17 protein-coding genes are annotated in these 17928 nt (G+C 40.3%); 12 read left to right on the top strand and 5 right to left on the bottom strand.

The genetic code is table 11. The features are described from left to right. Positions 1–86 precede the first annotated feature (86 nt). Both J7I90_RS02250 and J7I90_RS02255 read left to right on the top strand, forming a co-directional pair. The gene (locus J7I90_RS02250; protein WP_214768204.1) at positions 87–476 is read left to right on the top strand and encodes a DUF948 domain-containing protein; all 390 of its coding nucleotides are present in this window, start codon (positions 87–89) and stop codon (positions 474–476) included. A 95-nt stretch (positions 477–571) separates the two neighbouring features. Continuing rightward, on the top strand, positions 572–937 hold the full coding sequence (locus J7I90_RS02255) for a DUF948 domain-containing protein (protein ID WP_214768205.1): 366 nt from the start codon (positions 572–574) through the stop codon (positions 935–937). A 215-nt stretch (positions 938–1152) separates the two neighbouring features. Here J7I90_RS02255 and J7I90_RS02260 read toward each other — a convergent pair whose 3' ends face one another. Both J7I90_RS02260 and J7I90_RS02265 read right to left on the bottom strand, forming a co-directional pair. Next, positions 1153–1344, bottom strand: a complete 192-nt coding sequence (locus tag J7I90_RS02260; protein WP_214768206.1) for a DUF3934 family protein — start codon at positions 1342–1344, stop codon at positions 1153–1155. Positions 1345–1524: 180 nt separating this feature from the next. Then, positions 1525–2856: an oligosaccharide flippase family protein gene (locus J7I90_RS02265; protein WP_214768207.1), complete on the bottom strand. Its 1332-nt coding sequence runs from the start codon at positions 2854–2856 to the stop codon at positions 1525–1527. 383 nt (positions 2857–3239) lie between these two features. Between J7I90_RS02265 and J7I90_RS02270 the strand changes: the two genes are divergently transcribed. Continuing rightward, positions 3240–3518: a hypothetical protein gene (locus J7I90_RS02270; RefSeq protein ID WP_214768208.1), complete on the top strand. Its 279-nt coding sequence runs from the start codon at positions 3240–3242 to the stop codon at positions 3516–3518. A gap of 261 nt (positions 3519–3779) precedes the next feature. Here J7I90_RS02270 and J7I90_RS02275 read toward each other — a convergent pair whose 3' ends face one another. From J7I90_RS02275 to J7I90_RS02285, 3 genes are all read right to left on the bottom strand, one after another. Then, positions 3780–5216, bottom strand: a complete 1437-nt coding sequence (locus J7I90_RS02275) for an amino acid permease (RefSeq protein WP_053534968.1) — start codon at positions 5214–5216, stop codon at positions 3780–3782. A 364-nt stretch (positions 5217–5580) separates the two neighbouring features. After that, positions 5581–6531, bottom strand: a complete 951-nt coding sequence (gene rocF / locus J7I90_RS02280; protein ID WP_214768209.1) for an arginase — start codon at positions 6529–6531, stop codon at positions 5581–5583. Positions 6532–7092: 561 nt separating this feature from the next. Then, positions 7093–7824 (bottom strand): hypothetical protein, encoded by a 732-nt coding sequence (locus J7I90_RS02285; protein ID WP_214768210.1) that lies wholly within the window; start codon positions 7822–7824, stop codon positions 7093–7095. Between the two features lie 191 nt (positions 7825–8015). Between J7I90_RS02285 and J7I90_RS02290 the strand changes: the two genes are divergently transcribed. From J7I90_RS02290 to J7I90_RS02330, 9 genes are all read left to right on the top strand, one after another. After that, the gene (locus J7I90_RS02290; protein ID WP_214768211.1) at positions 8016–8900 is read left to right on the top strand and encodes a hypothetical protein; all 885 of its coding nucleotides are present in this window, start codon (positions 8016–8018) and stop codon (positions 8898–8900) included. A gap of 296 nt (positions 8901–9196) precedes the next feature. Then, entirely contained in the window at positions 9197–10816 is a 1620-nt protein-coding gene (locus J7I90_RS02295) for an amidohydrolase (RefSeq protein WP_214768212.1), read from the top strand. 102 nt (positions 10817–10918) lie between these two features. Beyond that, on the top strand, positions 10919–12151 hold the full coding sequence (locus J7I90_RS02300; protein ID WP_214768213.1) for a Zn-dependent hydrolase: 1233 nt from the start codon (positions 10919–10921) through the stop codon (positions 12149–12151). A gap of 109 nt (positions 12152–12260) precedes the next feature. Beyond that, positions 12261–12461 (top strand): DUF3311 domain-containing protein, encoded by a 201-nt coding sequence (locus tag J7I90_RS02305; protein ID WP_214768214.1) that lies wholly within the window; start codon positions 12261–12263, stop codon positions 12459–12461. Continuing rightward, positions 12458–13942 (top strand): sodium:solute symporter family protein, encoded by a 1485-nt coding sequence (locus tag J7I90_RS02310; RefSeq protein ID WP_214768215.1) that lies wholly within the window; start codon positions 12458–12460, stop codon positions 13940–13942. Before J7I90_RS02305 ends, J7I90_RS02310 begins: the two co-directional genes overlap by 4 nt. Before the next feature lie 51 nt (positions 13943–13993). Then, positions 13994–14860: a carbon-nitrogen hydrolase family protein gene (locus J7I90_RS02315; protein ID WP_214768216.1), complete on the top strand. Its 867-nt coding sequence runs from the start codon at positions 13994–13996 to the stop codon at positions 14858–14860. A gap of 319 nt (positions 14861–15179) precedes the next feature. Next, complete coding sequence (locus J7I90_RS02320; protein WP_057277689.1) at positions 15180–15497, top strand: DUF3870 domain-containing protein; 318 nt, start codon at positions 15180–15182, stop codon at positions 15495–15497. A 160-nt stretch (positions 15498–15657) separates the two neighbouring features. Beyond that, positions 15658–16818, top strand: a complete 1161-nt coding sequence (locus J7I90_RS02325; RefSeq protein WP_214768217.1) for a DUF819 family protein — start codon at positions 15658–15660, stop codon at positions 16816–16818. 15 nt (positions 16819–16833) lie between these two features. Then, a complete protein-coding gene (locus tag J7I90_RS02330) occupies positions 16834–17916 on the top strand; it encodes a dipeptide epimerase (protein WP_214768218.1) in 1083 nt (360 codons plus the stop codon). Positions 17917–17928: the final 12 nt, after the last annotated feature.

The raw sequence follows: 17928 nt of genomic DNA on the forward strand, positions 1-17928 counted from the left end.
TTCTTTAAAACTGATCGGACAAGTAATGGACTATAGGGAATGAATGAAAGGGACAATGCATAAATTTAAATGAAAGGAGTGGATATATGAAAATGTTCATTAAATTAAGTGTTGCCAGTGTCTCCGGAGCCGTCGTATATTTGATATATAATGTAAACCAGACGCTGCGTAAAGGAATGGGAACGCTCGAAGAAACAAATAAGACACTGGAAGAGGTAAGAAATGCAGTACATGGATTGACGCATGAGTCCAAACAACTGATCCACTCTGCCAATCAAATTACAGCGGATGTAAAAGGGAAGATGGAAAATGTAGATCCATTGCTGGAATCCGCTCAAGATGTTGGGGAAATGATTCATAATGTAACCAATACCATGAAAGAAGCCAGTTTGGAAGGCCGCCCCAAGGATTTATCCACACCGTCAGCTCCTTCAACTCGAACTAAAGCTGGGGGGGTTCAAATAAAACTCAAATAGAATCATCATTTATCTTTAAAAACAGGCACCCCGGGATTCACTAACCTATTAAAAGCAATCGTTCCTACTATTTAATTCAGAGGGGGAGCTTTATTTTGATTATTCAATATAGTGTGGCTGCAATCGCTTTAGCCTTCATTTGGTTGGTTGTATTTATGATAAGTACACTCCAAAAGGGAATGGTCACGATAGGGGAAGCCAATCAAACATTGGTTGAGGTGCGAAATGCCATCCACGATTTGTCCGGCGAATCGAAACAACTATTGCAAACTGCAAATGAAATCACCGACGATGTAAAAACTAAAATGAAAACGGTCGAACCATTATTGGATTCTGCCCAGGACGTTGGTGAAGCGATACATTCAGTTACAAACTCTGTTAAAAAAGCCACTAACGGCTTCCGTACAGAGTTTTCCTCGAAAAAAATCAATGCTATCAAACCCAAAAGCCAAATTAGATAAAAAAGAAATTATTAAAAAATGAAAGACACTGCCGGGTTTTGGAGTGTCTTTTTTGATGGTATGTATAATAGCCTTACTCTTATGCCTCATTTGGATATTGCCAGTTGTTAATATCTATAAGACCCACTTCTCTCATACAGATCTCTTAACACCCTGTATGAGAATATGGAACAAACATAAATTTTGTATGTTTTGTATGGATTATAGGACAAGCATTATTTTTCTGTCTTGTCACCTGTAGAATGACCGGATGTTTTTGAATCGCTGGAATGCTTGATGCCTTTACTAACATATGGTTTGGCGCTTTTTTTCTTGTTGGCACTTGTTTTCCAACGATTCCAGCCCTTCTTGCCCGTTCCTGTGCCCGTACCTTTACCAGTTCCGCTCTTAGCCTTAGCTTTACTCATGAAATCACTCCATTACTATTGTATGGTTAGTTTAAACCATTTTACTTGATTATTACCCAAGTATGTTGAAATATACAGTAATGAAGGTGATATGTACAGGGAAAGGCTCAATATTTTTAATCTAAATCTTTATAAACCAATAACAGAAAGGTTTTTGCCGTTTGGAACTTGCTTTTGGCTTCACTTTATCGATATCGATCTTGATTTCGTCAGTAAGATGCTTATGCCGATTTTTTTGCAAATGGTCAAGTAGTGCATGAAGGTTAATAATACCGCACCAGTGTTCATTCCTAAAATGATTCCTCCCATATTAAGAGAAGCTTGAGACCCTAGGATATACATCATTAAAAAGGCAACAATATGGGACCATACGGTATGGATGAAAGCATCTTTCACTAAACCAAGGCCGATGAGATAGGCTTGCATGGGAATGACAAAAAAATGAAAAAGGAAGTAAGGACATAATAATTTTAAATAGTATGCGGCAGATGTTGAAGAAAAAAAGAGGGAGGTCAAAGGTTCCGCAAAGAAATAAATGAAAATCACAGCCGGAACTCCATACATTACTGTGAAAGACATTGATTTTTGCAATAAAACCCTCAATTTTTCTTTATCCTGCCTCTTGTAAGCATTCGAAACATTCGGAATGAGCATGATCATTAAGGAATGCGCGATAAAGGCTGGAAAGAAGCCGATCGTCATTGCAACTCCAGTAAGCATCCCAAAATGCTCCGTAGCCACTACCGGACCGAATCCTGCCGAGAGAAGGGCAGTGTGGATCAAAAAAGGTTGGATGGCATTTGTTATCGCATGAAAGATCCTTAGCCCCATGGTGGGCAGAGAAACCGCCAATAACTTTTGCCGTGCATGTTTACCGGTTGTCCGTGAGTTCGTACCGCGCCTCATGATCCGCATTTGAAGAATCAAAAGGTTGATCAAGTAAAGAAAAACGAGGAACTCACTGCCAATCAAAACAAAAAAGGCCATTAATAATGACTTTTCCTGGTTAAAATGAAATAAATTAAAGATGAGGAAAAGCAAGCCGAATTGAATGATATCTTTTAAAAAGTTGGAAAAGGCAATCTTCCCCATTTGCTGGACACCCATGAAATAGCCTCTTGCAATCGACGAAAAGGCAACTATTGGGATCAGTGTGATGAGCAGCCATTTAATATAGGGATGGTATTTGTCCATTATGGATGAGAAGGAAAGTATGAAAGGCATGACTACACACATTACCAATACGACGACTGCAGCCATCTTAAGTGCATGGATGATCAGATTATAATGCATGGCCTGTTTATTTTCCGCAACGAATTTTGAAATGGAAATATGTAATTCAAGGCTGGCGATCACATATATCAAAAAGAAAATTGGCAATATGGACATATAAAGCCCCATGCCCTCTTCGTGTAATTCCCTGGCTAGGAGCATGTTCACTAAAAATTCGATACATTCACCAAAAAACGCTGCGACAATCAAGATGAGCGTTCCTTTATAAAAAGATTTCATGTTGGTCCACTCCTAACAAGGTGTTTGTATAAAGATATGAGACATGCCATGGAATATTCATGAGGAACTGCAGGTCACGGCGATACAAAATGCGATTAAGCCTATGGCAATCCTTACTAATCGCTGTTGAAAGATAAAAAATTAAATCAGAGAAAGCACGGGAAATGGAATGAAATCGATTAGGTTACATTCATTTCTAATGGGAAAATCATTAGCCATGACATTCATCAAAAGGCATCATACGGTGATATTCCAAACGAGGGCTTTTTTGTTGCCATGGTTCCTTTGGTCGAAAGTGTCAGAAGAACATAAGGATGGGACATGAATTCCGCTTTGAAATTCATGCTTTATTTTGCTATCCTTTAGCAGAGGGGATGATCAATATGAAATTCACATCTATTAGTCAATCAAATATAGATGAATTGTGCATTGCGTTTGAAAGTTGTCTTACGAAACATGACATTGCATTTAATTATGTAGATATGACGGAAGATAACGGAATCATATCATTTATTTTTTGTGATGACCCGGAAAATGCGAGATCGGTCGACATGGAAAGCGAACGCTTCATTGGATTGGATACCGATTACATAGCCAAGGAAATTTTAGAGCCAATCCTGCCTAAATTAAAGGAATTTGCACAATATAAAATCATCGATTAAGATGATTTTTTTGTTTTGATATTTGTTTTTATTGCCCAGATGGAGCTGGGAATTTAACTTCCTATTTATATACAGGGGTAGTTAGGGGAGCTAAAAAAGCTCCGAAAGCGGTTTACCATTGGGTAGCTGGCAGGAATGGTGACTGAATAAAAGAAATACCCTGGGTGTGTAACATCCAGGGTATTTCTTCTTTGAAAAGCAACTTGATGGATTGTAAAAATCGCTTTTCACCACTTACTATATTCTTCGCGGCGTTCTGGATTAAATGACCATTTTTTTACCGGCATTTAATTCAACTTCCTGCTTAGGCGTTTCTATGGTCTTGTTTTTCTTCACTCTAAAGTGATAAACCGCATAACATCCAAGGAAGAATGCTCCCCCGCAATACAGGGCCATTCGCTGCTCAGGAACAAATGCTAAACTGATCATGACGATGCAGTTCGTTACTAAAGCAAGAATGGGGATGAATGGGTATAGCGGAACTTTGAATTTCAGATTTTCTATCTTTCCACCTTGGCGGGTATATGATCTTCTAAAAGCAAGAAGACTAGCAGATATGGCAATCCAGCCAATTTGTGCACCTAATCCTGCAAGGGAGAGAAGAAAGACAAATATTGTGTCTGCAGCTACTACACTAGAAAGTAAAGACAAACCGGCAATCGCCAGAGTGATGAGCAGGGCATTAAGCGGAATTCCTCTCTTATTGACCAAACCAAGCTTCGGACTTGCCATACCTTCCCTTGAAAGCGAGTAGAGCATACGTGTGGCTGCATAAAGGCCGGAGTTCGCCACTGACAATAGTGCTGTAAGAATGATGAAGTTCATGATGTCAGCTGCATACGGAACCCCGATACTATCCAGTACAACAACGAATGGACTTTCTGAGATACCTGCTTTTTCCCTTGGAATCATCGCCGAAAGTACAGTGACCGAAAGAACAAAGAAGAAAAGGGTTCTCCACACCGTTTGTTTGATGGATTTTGGTATGACCTTTTCCGGGTTTTCACTTTCTCCAGCGGCAATTCCGATTAACTCTGTGCCCTGGAAGGAAAAGTTCACTGTAATCATTGTGATTAGCAGGGCTGATATCCCATTAGGGAAAAGACCCTCAGCGAAAAAGTTTGAGAAAAATGGAGTCTCTTGTCCACCTTTCATATCAATCAAACCAAACATAGCAGCACCGCCAACGATGATGAACAGAATGATGGCCAATACTTTTATGCTGGAAAAAACAAATTCCGATTCTCCAAATGCCTTTGCTGATAAGGCGTTTAGTGAAAAGATGAGAAAAGCAAAGATTGCACACCACATCCAAACGGGTGATTCAGGGAACCATCTTTGCATAAGCTGGCCTGCGGCCAGAAACTCCAAGGCAACTGTAACTGCCCAACCTAACCAGTAAAGCCATCCAATGGCAAACCCGGTGCCAGGACCGATGAACTTTGTCGCATATGTCTGAAACGAACCGGAAACAGGCATCGCAACGGATAGTTCACCTAGACATAGCATCGTTAAATACATGATGAAGCCGCCGACTATGTAAGAGAGGATAGCGCCGAAAGCTCCTGCTTCATGAATGGTATAGCCCGAACCGATGAAAAAGCCCGTACCAATACATCCCCCTATTGAAATCATAAATAAATGTCTTGCTTTCATGCTCCGTTTTAATTCATTTGGTTGATTTTCTGCTGTTTTCATTGAAAAACTCCTTTACCTGATGGGTGCAAACGGTTTCATTTATGGACGTTATTAGGGAATTTTTGTTTTCACAAGTCTAATAGCTTAGAATCTGATTCTTAGATGATGTCGAATTCCCTCCGAAAGGAGATTACTTCTGCATTAAATAAGCATGATTCAATATACATAGGTACTGCAGAAATAATTTCGAAAGCGCCGCTTATTAAAGAAAAGGAAGCCAAGCGTCAGGAAACTAGGGATGTAAATTGATTCAAATCGATCATCCGCCAATGGAGGAAGAAGCTCATAAACAAGTATGGGCTTTTTCCTATGGAGTATCACTTTAAAGAACTCTCTATCTTTCTATCAAAAACAAAGTGTCCGATTATTTTACTTGAGCCAATAAATCAGGAGTGTTATGTTCTTCCGCTCCATAAAGTAATTTTTCCCCAAGCAATGAGCCCATTAATGCGACAGCAACTTCAGCCGTTTTATTATGCTCGTCCAATATTGGGTTTATCTCAACAAACTCTGCCGATGTAATGATATTAGCTTCAGCCAGCATTTCCATGGCAAGATGGCTTTCACGGTAACTAATGCCTCCCATTACAGGCGTACCAACCCCAGGTGCATCATCTGGATCAAGACCATCAAGGTCAAGTGATAAATGTACAAGATCCGTACGTTCTTTCAGATAGGCGATCGATTCTTCCATCACTTTTGTCATACCCATTCTATCAATCTCATGCATCGTATAGACTTTAATTCCTTTTTCCCTTATTAACTCTTTCTCACCTTGGTCTAAAGAACGGGCACCAATGATGACAATGTTCTCCGGTTTGACCTTTGGAGAATATCCGCCGATGTTAGTCAGAGCAGGGTGGCCAAGACCCAAACTTACAGCTAGGGACATACCGTGTATGTTTCCTGATGGGGATGTTTCGGCAGTATTTAAATCTCCATGTGCATCATACCATATTACCCCTAAGTTTTCAGTATGCTTCGCTAAACCGGCTAATGTCCCGATAGCAATGCTATGATCTCCCCCTAAAACTAAAGGAAAACGATTCGCTTGGATGACTTCATCCACTTTTTGACTCAATTTTTCATTTCCTTCTGCTACATCCTGAAGATTCTTTAAATTTGTGTCACTATCACTTTGTGCTCTTTCCTGTATTTCTACTTTAATATCACCTTCATCACGGACAGTATAGCCAATATTTTCAAGTCTTTCACTTAATCCTGCATATCTGATGGCACTAGGCCCCATATCCACTCCTCTTCTAGTTTGACCAAGATCCATTGGCACACCAATGATTGAAATTTCCTTTTTCATATGTAATTCCTCCTTCGATTTTTCTACCCTAGTATAAGGGTAAAAAGAGTGATGACTCAACTCGACATTTTTTTGAATATTTATACGATTGAAAAAAGGGTAAAGGTCCTGGGTTAAAATTCCTATTATTGATTTTCATGAACATAATATATTACCTCGTGGGGTATTAGGGATAATGGAAGAATCCTTGTAAAAACTGCAATTGTTGATATTTTTATCCCAGTAATGGAAGTGATAGCGCTGCCAATCAGAATCTTTCATTAAGGGTGATTCAGAAGATATTAAATATAAATTACTAGATACATTTATTCAGGAAATGGGGCAGTTCTACCTATAATGCCTGGAAGGATTTATCATTTTTATATTAAAAAAATTTTTTTGGCGTGAAAATAAAGAACTTTTTCTCCAATCTGGTTAATCGCGGGAAACGATTCCTTACAAAAAATGGGGTAGTTTGCTAGATTTATATGGAAAATTTTATTTTAAGTAAACAAAAAAAGGTAAAGAGCGGCAGGCTGAATTGCTGCTCTTTACCTTCCTGTTAAAAACTATATGTTGGTTTTAAAACTTTTTATGCCATTCGTCATCTTCAAGTGGCACACCTTTGGTACTAATATATTCTACAATCATATTTCCATGTTCAAGAACTTTATCTTTTTTAAGGCCATAGATTATTTCGGTAAAGCGGTCTTCATCTGTTTCCTGTTTCTTACGTGAAAGGGTAATTCGAATGGTTGGAGAAACATCGTAATCTTTATAGCTGGCTGGCTTATTCGGATCAATGTTCAATTCTTTCCCGATCCCCTCATCAAAGACCAAGAGTAATTGATTATAATCACCTATTTCTTCTTGAATCTTCTCCCAATCTTCGCTTTCTGCAATATCTTCCATTTCCTTGGATATCAACACTTCACCCAGTTCTTTTTCAACATATGGCCTGATTTCCTTCTCTGCATCATCTTGCCATTTATCAGAAAGGAATGTATCCTCCATTTCCCCTGCTTCATCATTAAAGAAAACGAGAAAATGCGTACCAAATTTTTTATGTTTCACTTTAGCTGCATATTCAAAATAGCCCCGGTTTCCCATATTGTCGTATAGGACATCATATATTTCGGTTCCTTCATCAAAAGTATCCTCTAAATATCTTTCAGCTTGATCCAGGATCTTCTTTTCTTCATCAGGATCTGCTTTCATGCTCTGTGTGAATGAAAACAAAAGGATTACCACACCGACCAAGATGATTGAAAAAACACCTAATAAAGTAAGTGAAATCTTCTTTGTTTTGCTCAAGGAACACCCTCCTGTAATCACTGCTACTTCAAAATAATTCCCATATTATTCTAACATCTTAATCGCTCATTTTACTATAGAAATTGAGCCTATCTTTTCCCCAATGCGAAATCTAAATTACCTGCCCTCCAAAAGACCGGAAATTTTGTTACAATAAATAAATCCTTAGTACCCTAAAGGGAGAGATTCACATGGAAACCTATCAAAGAAAAATGAACCATAATCGGGATGAATACAGAAAGATGCGGTGGAAACAGCATCGTATACAAGTTACAGGTTTATTCGATGCCGTATTTTCGAAAAAAGCGTTCGTAGATAAAGTGGCCATCGTCGGAGCAGGCAATTGCGATGATTTGGATATAGAGTATCTGGCAACTAAATGCAACTCCATATACCTATTTGATATTGATATGGAAAGTATGGAAAAGGGTACGGCAAATTTGCCTGAACGGACCCAGGAGAAAATTCAACTTATTGAAATTGATGTAACAGGCCTCGAAAAAGTGGATTTTGATCACTACCTATCTTCGATGCTGAATCGTGGTGAAGCGGCAGAGGGGATTATTCAATACTTAAAGGATACCGAAAAGCGGTTAGGTCAGCTTTCTGAACGTGTTTTTGCTAATTATTATAATGAATTTGATATTGTGGCAACTTCCGCCATTTATACTCAATTATTTTATAATTGGGCCATGGAGTTGCTTTCCGATCATGCAAACCACTATCAGAAAAAAGATGCAGAAGAGATGAAGAATGAAATTTTGGATGTAAGGGATGAGATCGTTCGTACAGTGAATCACTCTATATCTAAATGTACCAAGCAAAATGGATTCTGTATTACATGGACTGATATCTTAAAAATCGAACCTGAGTATATGGATACCATGAATGAAGGGCTGAATGCCATCTTTGCATTGGCCTCGAACGTGGGATATGGGGCAGCCTTGATAGGGGTAAAAACGTTTATTGAAAAAGTGGATAAAAGCGAATTAACCCTTCGATACTGGCCATGGGATTTTCAAGAAAACAAACAGTATTTGACCCTTGGCATTATCGGGAGAAACAATGGGTTGTAATTGAATAATGCGGGATAGATAAGCAAATAAGCAGCTGAATCTATCCTTTTTTTGATTGGTTATATTCCCTTTAAGAATAGAGGAGACTGGGGTCAGCAAACCAGATAGATTAGACATAATTATATAAAAGGTATAAAAAAACGATGATATTTTTAACTATTTGTCTAATGAATTCACAATCTGGTGTGGATATAATGAATCTGTTGAAAACGGAATATTCCGATAAATGGCGGCGGGGACAGCAAAGGAAGAGGTTACAGAACTGAGGGTGAAACAAAAAGGAAGGGGTGTGTTGGTTGAAAGCTGATATCGTGTTCATGAACGGTGAAGTCATAACCGTAAATCAAAAAAATGAAGTAGCGGAAGCCCTGGCAATTAACGGTGACCGTATCTCGGCAGTCGGAACGAATCAGGAAATCAAGGTATTTATCGGAGAAGAAACAAAGGTGATTGATTTGCAGGGAAAGTCCTTACTTCCTGGGTTTATAGATTCTCATATTCATCTTATATTGTATGGTGTCAATCAATTGGCAGTAAGCTGTAAAGCGGAACATATCAAATCTGTAGAAGATTTGTTTATCGATCTGAAGAAGAAAGCTTCGACGATCCCTAAAGGTGAATGGATCCGTGCTTGGGGCTTCAATGAGACCGCAGTGAAAGAAAAACGTTATCCAACAATAGCAGAATTGGATGCTATTTCAACAGACCATCCCATTATCGTGACCCGCACATGCAGCCATATAAGCGTGGTGAATAGCAGGGCGTTAGAGATTGCCCGAATTGATGAAAACTCAAAGAATCCGACTGGAGGGGTCATTGAAAAGGATGAAGCGGGGAGGATAACAGGCAAACTCATTGAAACAGCAAATATGATAATGGCCGACAGAGCAAGCTATTCAGAAAGTGAACTGTTGAAGGCAGTCAAAATAGCGTCGGAGCATTTCATCGCAGCAGGCATTACAAGCATTCATGAAGCTGGTGCTCATGGTCCTGAAAGTTTCCGATTAATGCAGCAGGCTATAAAAAATCAGGATATTCGTGTCCGTATCTATGCGATGGTCGGTTCATTGAATAATTCTCATGAATTTGTGAATAAAATGGTGGATTCGGGAGTGATAACCGGAACGGGGGACGAAAGATTCAAAATTGGACCAGCCAAACTGTTTACGGATGGCAGCAGTACCGGTCCGACAATTGCCACCCGTGAGCCCTATTCGAGTGATCCAGGTTATTCCGGAATTCTTTATTATAAAGAAGAGGAAATCTATCAAGTATTAGGTCGGGCACATAAAAAAGGCTATCAGATCACAGTCCATGCCCAAGGGGACAAAGCGATAGAGATGTATTTAAATTGCGTGGAAAAGGCTTTGAATGAATCGCCAAGAAAAGATCATAGACATAGGATCGAGCATGCTGGAATATCTTCGCCAGATTTACAAAAGAGGATGAAAGAACTTGGTGTCATCCCAATCCCCAACCCTCCATTTCCTTATGAATTCGGTGATATATATATTGAACATTACGGTAATAGGGTCAACCACATGTACGCCGCCCGTGATTTTATTGATAATGGTATCCTGGCCGCAGGCGGTTCCGATGCTCCGGTTACTGATCACGACCCTTTATTAGGCATACACGTTGCAGTTAATAGAACAAGCAGGTCAGGAACGAAAATAGGTACGGTTCAATCGATTAGCGTATTGGAAGCGATTAAACTATACACTTGGAATGGCGCGTTTGCGAGTTTCGATGAAGATGTCAAAGGCAGCCTGGAGGCAGGTAAGCTGGCCGATCTAGTAGTATTGAATGATAGTATATTGAAAGTGGATTCCCAAAATATCAAGGATTTGAAAGTTGAATCAACGATTCTGAATGGGGAGATTCTTTATCATAGGGAAACATTGGTAGAAATATAATCTAGCGTAACTACTCTAAAACAACAAGACCTTCACTTACTTTTTTTAGCTTGAGCGAACGCAAGGATATTTAGCAGGTTATCTAAAAGGGGGATATTCGCTATGAAAAAGCAAAAATTATTAATTAATGGTGAGAGGCTGAGTCGTACGCTAGAGAAATTTGCTGATTTTGGACGCACAGAAAACAACGGGGTCACACGGCTATCCCTTTCCGAAGAAGATCGCTTAGTCCGTGATTATTTTTGCGCTTGCTGTAAAGAATTGGGTATGACCATAAAAGTTGATGATATGGGGAATATTTACGCCACTTTGGCGGGACTTGAAAACAAACCACCTATTGTAATGGGATCACATATGGATACAGTAAAAAAGGGCGGGCGGTTTGATGGTATCTTGGGTGTAGCTGCAGGGTTGGAAATCGTGCGTACTCTGGTCGATAATAATATCCAGCCTAAAATCCCGGTAATGATCGTCAATTTTACGAACGAAGAGGGGGCCAGATTCGAACCTTCCATGATGTCTTCGGGGGTTCTTTCGGGTAAATTCGAAAAATCCGTCATGCTGCATAAGACGGATAGTGAAGGAACCACTTTTGAAAGTGCTTTGAATGCCATTGGATATGCAGGGGATAAAGAGTCTCGTTTAAAAGAAGCGACTGCATTTCTAGAGTTGCATATTGAACAAGGGCCCATTCTAGAACGGGAATCACTAACGATCGGTGTCGTTGAATGTGTACTTGGTATGGTGTGCTATGAGGTAGAAGTTACAGGAGAGTCCGATCATGCAGGAACCACCCCGATGAATATGAGAAAAGATGCTTTCTTCACCGCGAATAGCTTGATTATGGAGGCCCGTCAGAAGTTAGGCATGCTTGATGACGATTTGGTTTTTACGATGGGAAGGGTAAATGTGTTTCCTAATATCCATACGGTCATTCCTAATAAAGTGGTTTTTTCGCTAGAAGCGAGACATAAGGATTCCAAAGTCATCGAAAAGGTGGAGGAAGTCATAAAAAGTCTTACAACTAAAGGTTCAGAAGGTGGCTGCGACATCCAAGCGAAAAAATTGTGGGACAGGGATACCGTTTGGTTCGACAAATCCATTTGCAATTTGCTAGAGCAATCGAGCAAATCACTTGGACTACCTTATAAAAGAATGGTAAGCGGTGCAGGACATGATGCACAGTTTATAGCCAGTTATATACCTACTGCCATGGTTTTCGTCCCAAGCATCAACGGTAAAAGTCATTGTGAAGAGGAATTAACTACTTGGGAAGATTGTGAAAAAGGCGTCAATGTAATTTTGGAAACGGTCCTTGCCATGCAGTCATTCTAAGCGGAAATAGGACCGAAGGGTGCCATCAAACCATCAGTCCAGCATGGAAGTCGGCTTGACTGATGGTTATGCATCCGTGTAAGTAAAACTAATAGGGGGAGGGTATAATTTGGACGCTATTAAGCTATTGCTTTTTGTTCCATTTATAGGGTTTTTAGGTTTATTGCCCTATGCAAATAAAATAGAACCGTACATATTGGGAATGCCTTTTTTGTTATTTTGGGTTGCATTTTGGATGGTGATGGCATCGATTATCTTAATGATCGTCTATAAGTTCGATCCTGATAATAAAGGAAGTGATGCTGAATGAATATTTCATTGCTCATCATTGCCATCTTCTTGGTTCTAGCACTTTATTTAGGGATTAAAGCAAGAAAAGGGAAAGATATGGATATGGAGCAATTTGCCGTAGGGGGCAGGGGCTTCGGTACATTCTTCATTTTTCTCTTGATAGCAGGTGAAATTTATACAACTTTTACATTCCTGGGCGGAAGTGGGTGGGCATACTCAAAAGGTGCCGCTGCTTATTATGTTCCCGCCTATATTTTCTTAGCTTATGTCCTATCCTATTGGCTCGTCCCTAAAATATGGAGATATTCAAAACGACATTCCATTATCTCTCAGCCCGAGTATTTTGCATCTAAATATAAAAGCAGGTCAATGGGGATGATCGTTGCTGTATTGGGTAGCTTAGCCCTCGTCCCGTACATAGTCATACAGCTTAAAGGATTGGGTATCATTGTTTCAGAAGCATCATACGGAGCAATTTCACCAGTTGCTGCAAGTGTGATTGGTGCTGTGGTTGTAACTACCTATGTTATGATTTCAGGCATTCATGGTTCGGCATGGACTGCCATACTGAAAGATTTCATGATTTTGGTGGTCGTCATCTTTTTAGGGATTTACATTCCAGTTCATTACTTCGGAGGCATACAGCCAATGTTCGAGACCGTGCAAGCTGCCAAACCGGAAATGTTGGTTTTGGCAGATCAGGGATTGAGTCAGTCCTGGTTTGTGTCCACCGTTTTGCTGAATGCACTAGGATTTTATTTGCTGCCACAAACTTTCATGGTCGTTTTATCGTCCAATGGGGAAAAAACACTTCGCAAAAATGCAATTGCGTTACCTTTATACACATTGTTGCTGCTTTTCGTTTTTTTCATTGGGTTTACAGCCATCATGCAAATCCCGGGTTTGCAAGGAGCTGATGGTGATCTCTCACTTTTAAGGCTGGCGATACAAACATTCGATCCTTGGGTGATAGGGGTTATCGGAGCTGCAGGTTTATTGACAGCCCTAGTACCGGCTTCAGTCATGCTAATGGCTGCATCGGTAGGTCTGACCAATAGCTTTTTCAAAGTCCTGGTCCCTGCTGCGACTGAAACACATCAATTGATTGTCTCAAGGATAATCATAATTGGTATCTCAATCATTGCTTTAATTGTAACGGTTTCAGGCGGCGAGGCTTTGGCCATCCTGAATATCATGTCTTACAGTTTAATTACGCAACTGGCCCCGTCCTTGTTTTTGAGTTTGCCAAAAACCAATATAATCAATAAGTATGGTGCGATGGCTGGAATATTGGCAGGTGTCCTAATTGTTTTATATGCGACAATTTCAGATGTGAAGGTTGCTACATTCCTGCCAAATACCCCACATGTAATTAATGATATCAGTACAGGCGTCATAGCTTTGTTGATTAATATACTAGTAACATTCCTTGTAAGTGCCCTGACTAAACAAATCTCCAGGCAACAGACCGAAATGAATGATTTGGACAAGATATCCTGATTTCTTTTAAAGTTTGGAAGAACTGATAAAACATGATTTGGGAGGGATTTTGTGAAAATTAAAATAACGGCTTGTCAATTTCGTGTAGAAAAAGTGTCAACTTTCCATGAATTTCAGGAACAAGTAGAAGACTTGATCAGCCAAGTTCCCGAAAACTCAGATTATATCATTTTTCCTGAACTGTTAACGATCGGGTTATCAGCCGCCTTTGGAGAACAGGAGGCCTCGTCCTTTATCAGGATCGATGAATATACCAATCAATACAAAGCTCTTTTCAGGTCACTTTCAAGAAAAAGAAAACAGGTCATCATTGCGGGCACTCATCTTGAACGCCGCGTAAATGAATACTACAATATTGCTTATATTTTTGATGAAGACGGATCAGTCGTTGAGCATAAAAAAACTCATATCTTTCCTGCTGAAGCGAATTGGCATACTTCTGAAGGCGATGAACTGGAGGTTTATTCCGTGGGTCCGGTTAAGATAGGAATAGCGGTATGTTATGAAGCGGAGATACCTGAAATTTCAAGGATATTATCAGTGAACGGTGCCGACATCATTTTTTGCCCATCATACACATTTACAGAGGCTGGTTTTTGGCGAGTTCGCCATTGCGCACATGCACGTGCAATAGAAAATCAGGTATATTTTGTTCATTGCCCCACAGTTGCTGAACCAGGATCACCCTTGCCGAACGGATATGGCCGTGCCAGTATCCTTAGCCCCTGTGACAGCGCTTGGCCTGCTAATGGAATAGTAGCCGAGGCGGTAATAAATGAACATACCATCATTACCGGTACAGTGGATATGGACGAACTTTATGAGAATCGAAAAAGTGGTGCAGCAACCACCTTCAAGGATCGTAACCGCCGAAAAGATATGTATGCGAAATATGAACCATACGAAGGGCTGAAATGATGTGTTGGATCCCGAACCATTGTCGTCCGAATGAAGGTCCAATAAAGTGCGGTTATAGGTCGTAAAATGACCCTGAAACGAGTTCTTTAACAATACCTGGTTATTCTTCGTGATTCTTCAGTTTGATTGGCGTATTAGTTATAGAACTTATCTATTCTCTGGCCGAAGGAATCGGGAATTGACTTAATATACAAAATATATTGTCAAATGCTTGCTATATATATTAAAATATATATAACCATTTCATATTGTAATAATATAGATAGTCACCCTAATTATACCTGTTATGATGTCTGTAATGGCAGGAGGCACAACAATCATGTTTCAACAGAATACAGTATATATAGTTGGCGAATCAAAGGCACCGTCCAATAATCCAATTACACAGCAATTCAACTGCTTTTTTATCGGGTTCGTCATTAATCGTGATACGCATGAAATAGTGGATGCGGAATGTTCGACCACGATATCGATTACATCACGCTTCATTCAATCCATGTTAGTTGGTAAATCCATTCTTCGGCCCGATGAATTGGAGACAGAAATTGAGCAACGGTATTTTGGTTCATCTCAGAAAGCACTGACCGTCGCCCTAAGAAATGCCAGCATCAAATATCAGCAACTTTATAAGTTATAGCTGCTTCTTTTGTCAGTCGCAATTGAAATCCAGCTGTTAAAGAGTGCGTACGCGCTCTTTAACAGCTGGATTTTTCTATTTAGTGCCATGTAAGAATCAATAGATTAGTGTGAAAAAATGGATATTACCTTTTGTTATAAAATTTAAGGAGGTATGGAATATGATTCAAGATGGTGTGATGTTTGTCTGCTTTTTATTGGCATTTACTGCCGTGATTGCGGTTATGGAAAAAAAGATTGGAGGAAAGTTCTTCAAGTATGTTCCTGGTATTGTCCTTATCTATATTGGAGCGGCTCTGATGAAAACATTCGGGGTCTTTTCAGATAGTGAGTCAGTCGAAAGTGCATATAGCACCATACGGGGGCTCCTGCTGCCTGCCATGTTGATGCTCATGCTTTTGCAATGCGATATGCGGAAAATCATCAGGCTTGGACCAAAGATGCTTTTAACTTTTTTTGCGGCTTCATTCAGCATTATTGGAGGGTTCACTCTTACTTACGTTTTAATGAACGGCTTTTATGCGGAAGGGACTTGGAAGGCATTCTCGGCTTTAAGCGCAAGCTGGACAGGGGGCTCTGCCAATATGGTGATCTTGCAAGGGATACTCGATGTCCCTGAAAATATTTTTGGCTATGCATTGATCATGGATACAGTCAATTATTCCATTTGGGTCATGTTCTTGTTTTGGCTGGTGCCTCTTGCTGGTAAATTCAATATTTGGACGAAAGCGGATACATCTTTCATTGATCAAATGACTTCCGAGCTTGAAGCGGGGGAAACCGCCAAGACGGAATTTGGATTCGTGGAATTGATCGGTTTCTTGGCGCTGGCTTTAATTGTTTCAGCAGGGGCAACCAAAATTGGGGAGAGACTGCCGGTACTCGGTGCCGCGGTGAATGGAACCACTTGGACGATCATCATCGCTTCGACCGTAGGGTTAATTCTGGCTGTAACGAAGGTTGGGCGTATTGCCGGTTCCATGGAAATTTCCAAAGTCATGCTTTATATCGTCATTGGTTTAATTGCTTCCCATGCCGATTTTTCACAGCTGTTTCAAGCACCTGTGTATATTATTTCCGGCTTTATGATTCTATTCTTTCACGGATTGATAATGGTCATTTTGGCAAAAATCTTTAAGTTGGATCTATTTACAATGGGAGTTGCCTCTTTGGCCAACATAGGGGGCGTGGCATCAGCCCCCATATTGGCAGGTGCATTCAACCGGGCGCTAATACCGGTCGGGATATTGATGGCAGTACTTGGCAGTCTTCTGGGCACCTATTTTGGAATTCTTACATCATATATACTCTCAAGTTTTTAAGGAAGGGTTGTTAATATGAAGATTGAAAGTTTACAAGTATCAGTGGAAACCTTGCCACTTATCAAGCCATTCAAGACTGCATTACGCACCGCAATGGAAATTGAAAACATAATGGTTTCCGTAAAATTGGAGGATGGAACGGAAGGTTTGGGGGCTGCAGCCCCTACGGTTGCCATCACAGGTGATTCTACAAAAGGAATCATGACGGTCATTGAAGAAGCAATCACGCCACATCTAATTGGCCGGGACATCGAGAATATCAATGCATTGTCTCAACTGATCCAACGATCCTGTGTAGGTAATACAAGTGCAAAAGCTGCTATTGAAATCGCTTTGTACGACGCAGTCAGCAAACGATGGCAGCTCCCATTATATCAATATCTTGGCGGTGAAACTAATGTCCTGAAAAATGATATGACAATCAGCGTTGATGAACCTGAAGAAATGGCAAAGGCAGCATTGTCCATTATCGAAAGCGGATTCTCTACGATGAAGATAAAACTGGGGAAGGATTGGAAGAATGACGTGGAGCGCGTTGCCTGCATTCGTGCTGCTGTTGGCGAACAGGTTATGATCAGGATTGACGCAAATCAAGGGTGGACAACAAAACAAGCGATTTCCATCATTCATGAAATCGAAGAAAGAAAGCTGAACGTTGATTTGGTGGAACAGCCCGTGCAAGCCCATGATATCGAAGGATTGAAAGAAATAAAACGCTCTGTCCAAGTGCCGATCATGGCCGATGAAAGTTTGTTTTCCCCACGTGATGCCATGAGACTCCTGAATGAACATGCTGTTGATTTCCTTAATATCAAATTAATGAAAACTGGAGGGATTCGACGTGCACTCCAAATCGCCGATATGGCAGAAGCAGCCGGGGTGGAATGCATGATCGGGAGTATGATGGAATCATCCGTTAGTGTAGCGGCCGCCGCTCATCTGGCAACCGCCCATCCAAATATAACGAAGATTGATTTAGATGCCCCATTATGGATTAAGAATGAGCCATTTGAAGGCATTCAATTTATGAAAGATCAACTTCTCATTTCCGATAAACCTGGACTGGGAGTCAAGAGGAAATCCTCTTTTGCTCAATAAAAAATTTCGAAA

This window comes from Bacillus sp. ISL-57, from assembly GCF_018613135.1.
GTDB classification, from domain to species: domain Bacteria; phylum Bacillota; class Bacilli; order Bacillales; family DSM-1321; genus Peribacillus; species Peribacillus frigoritolerans.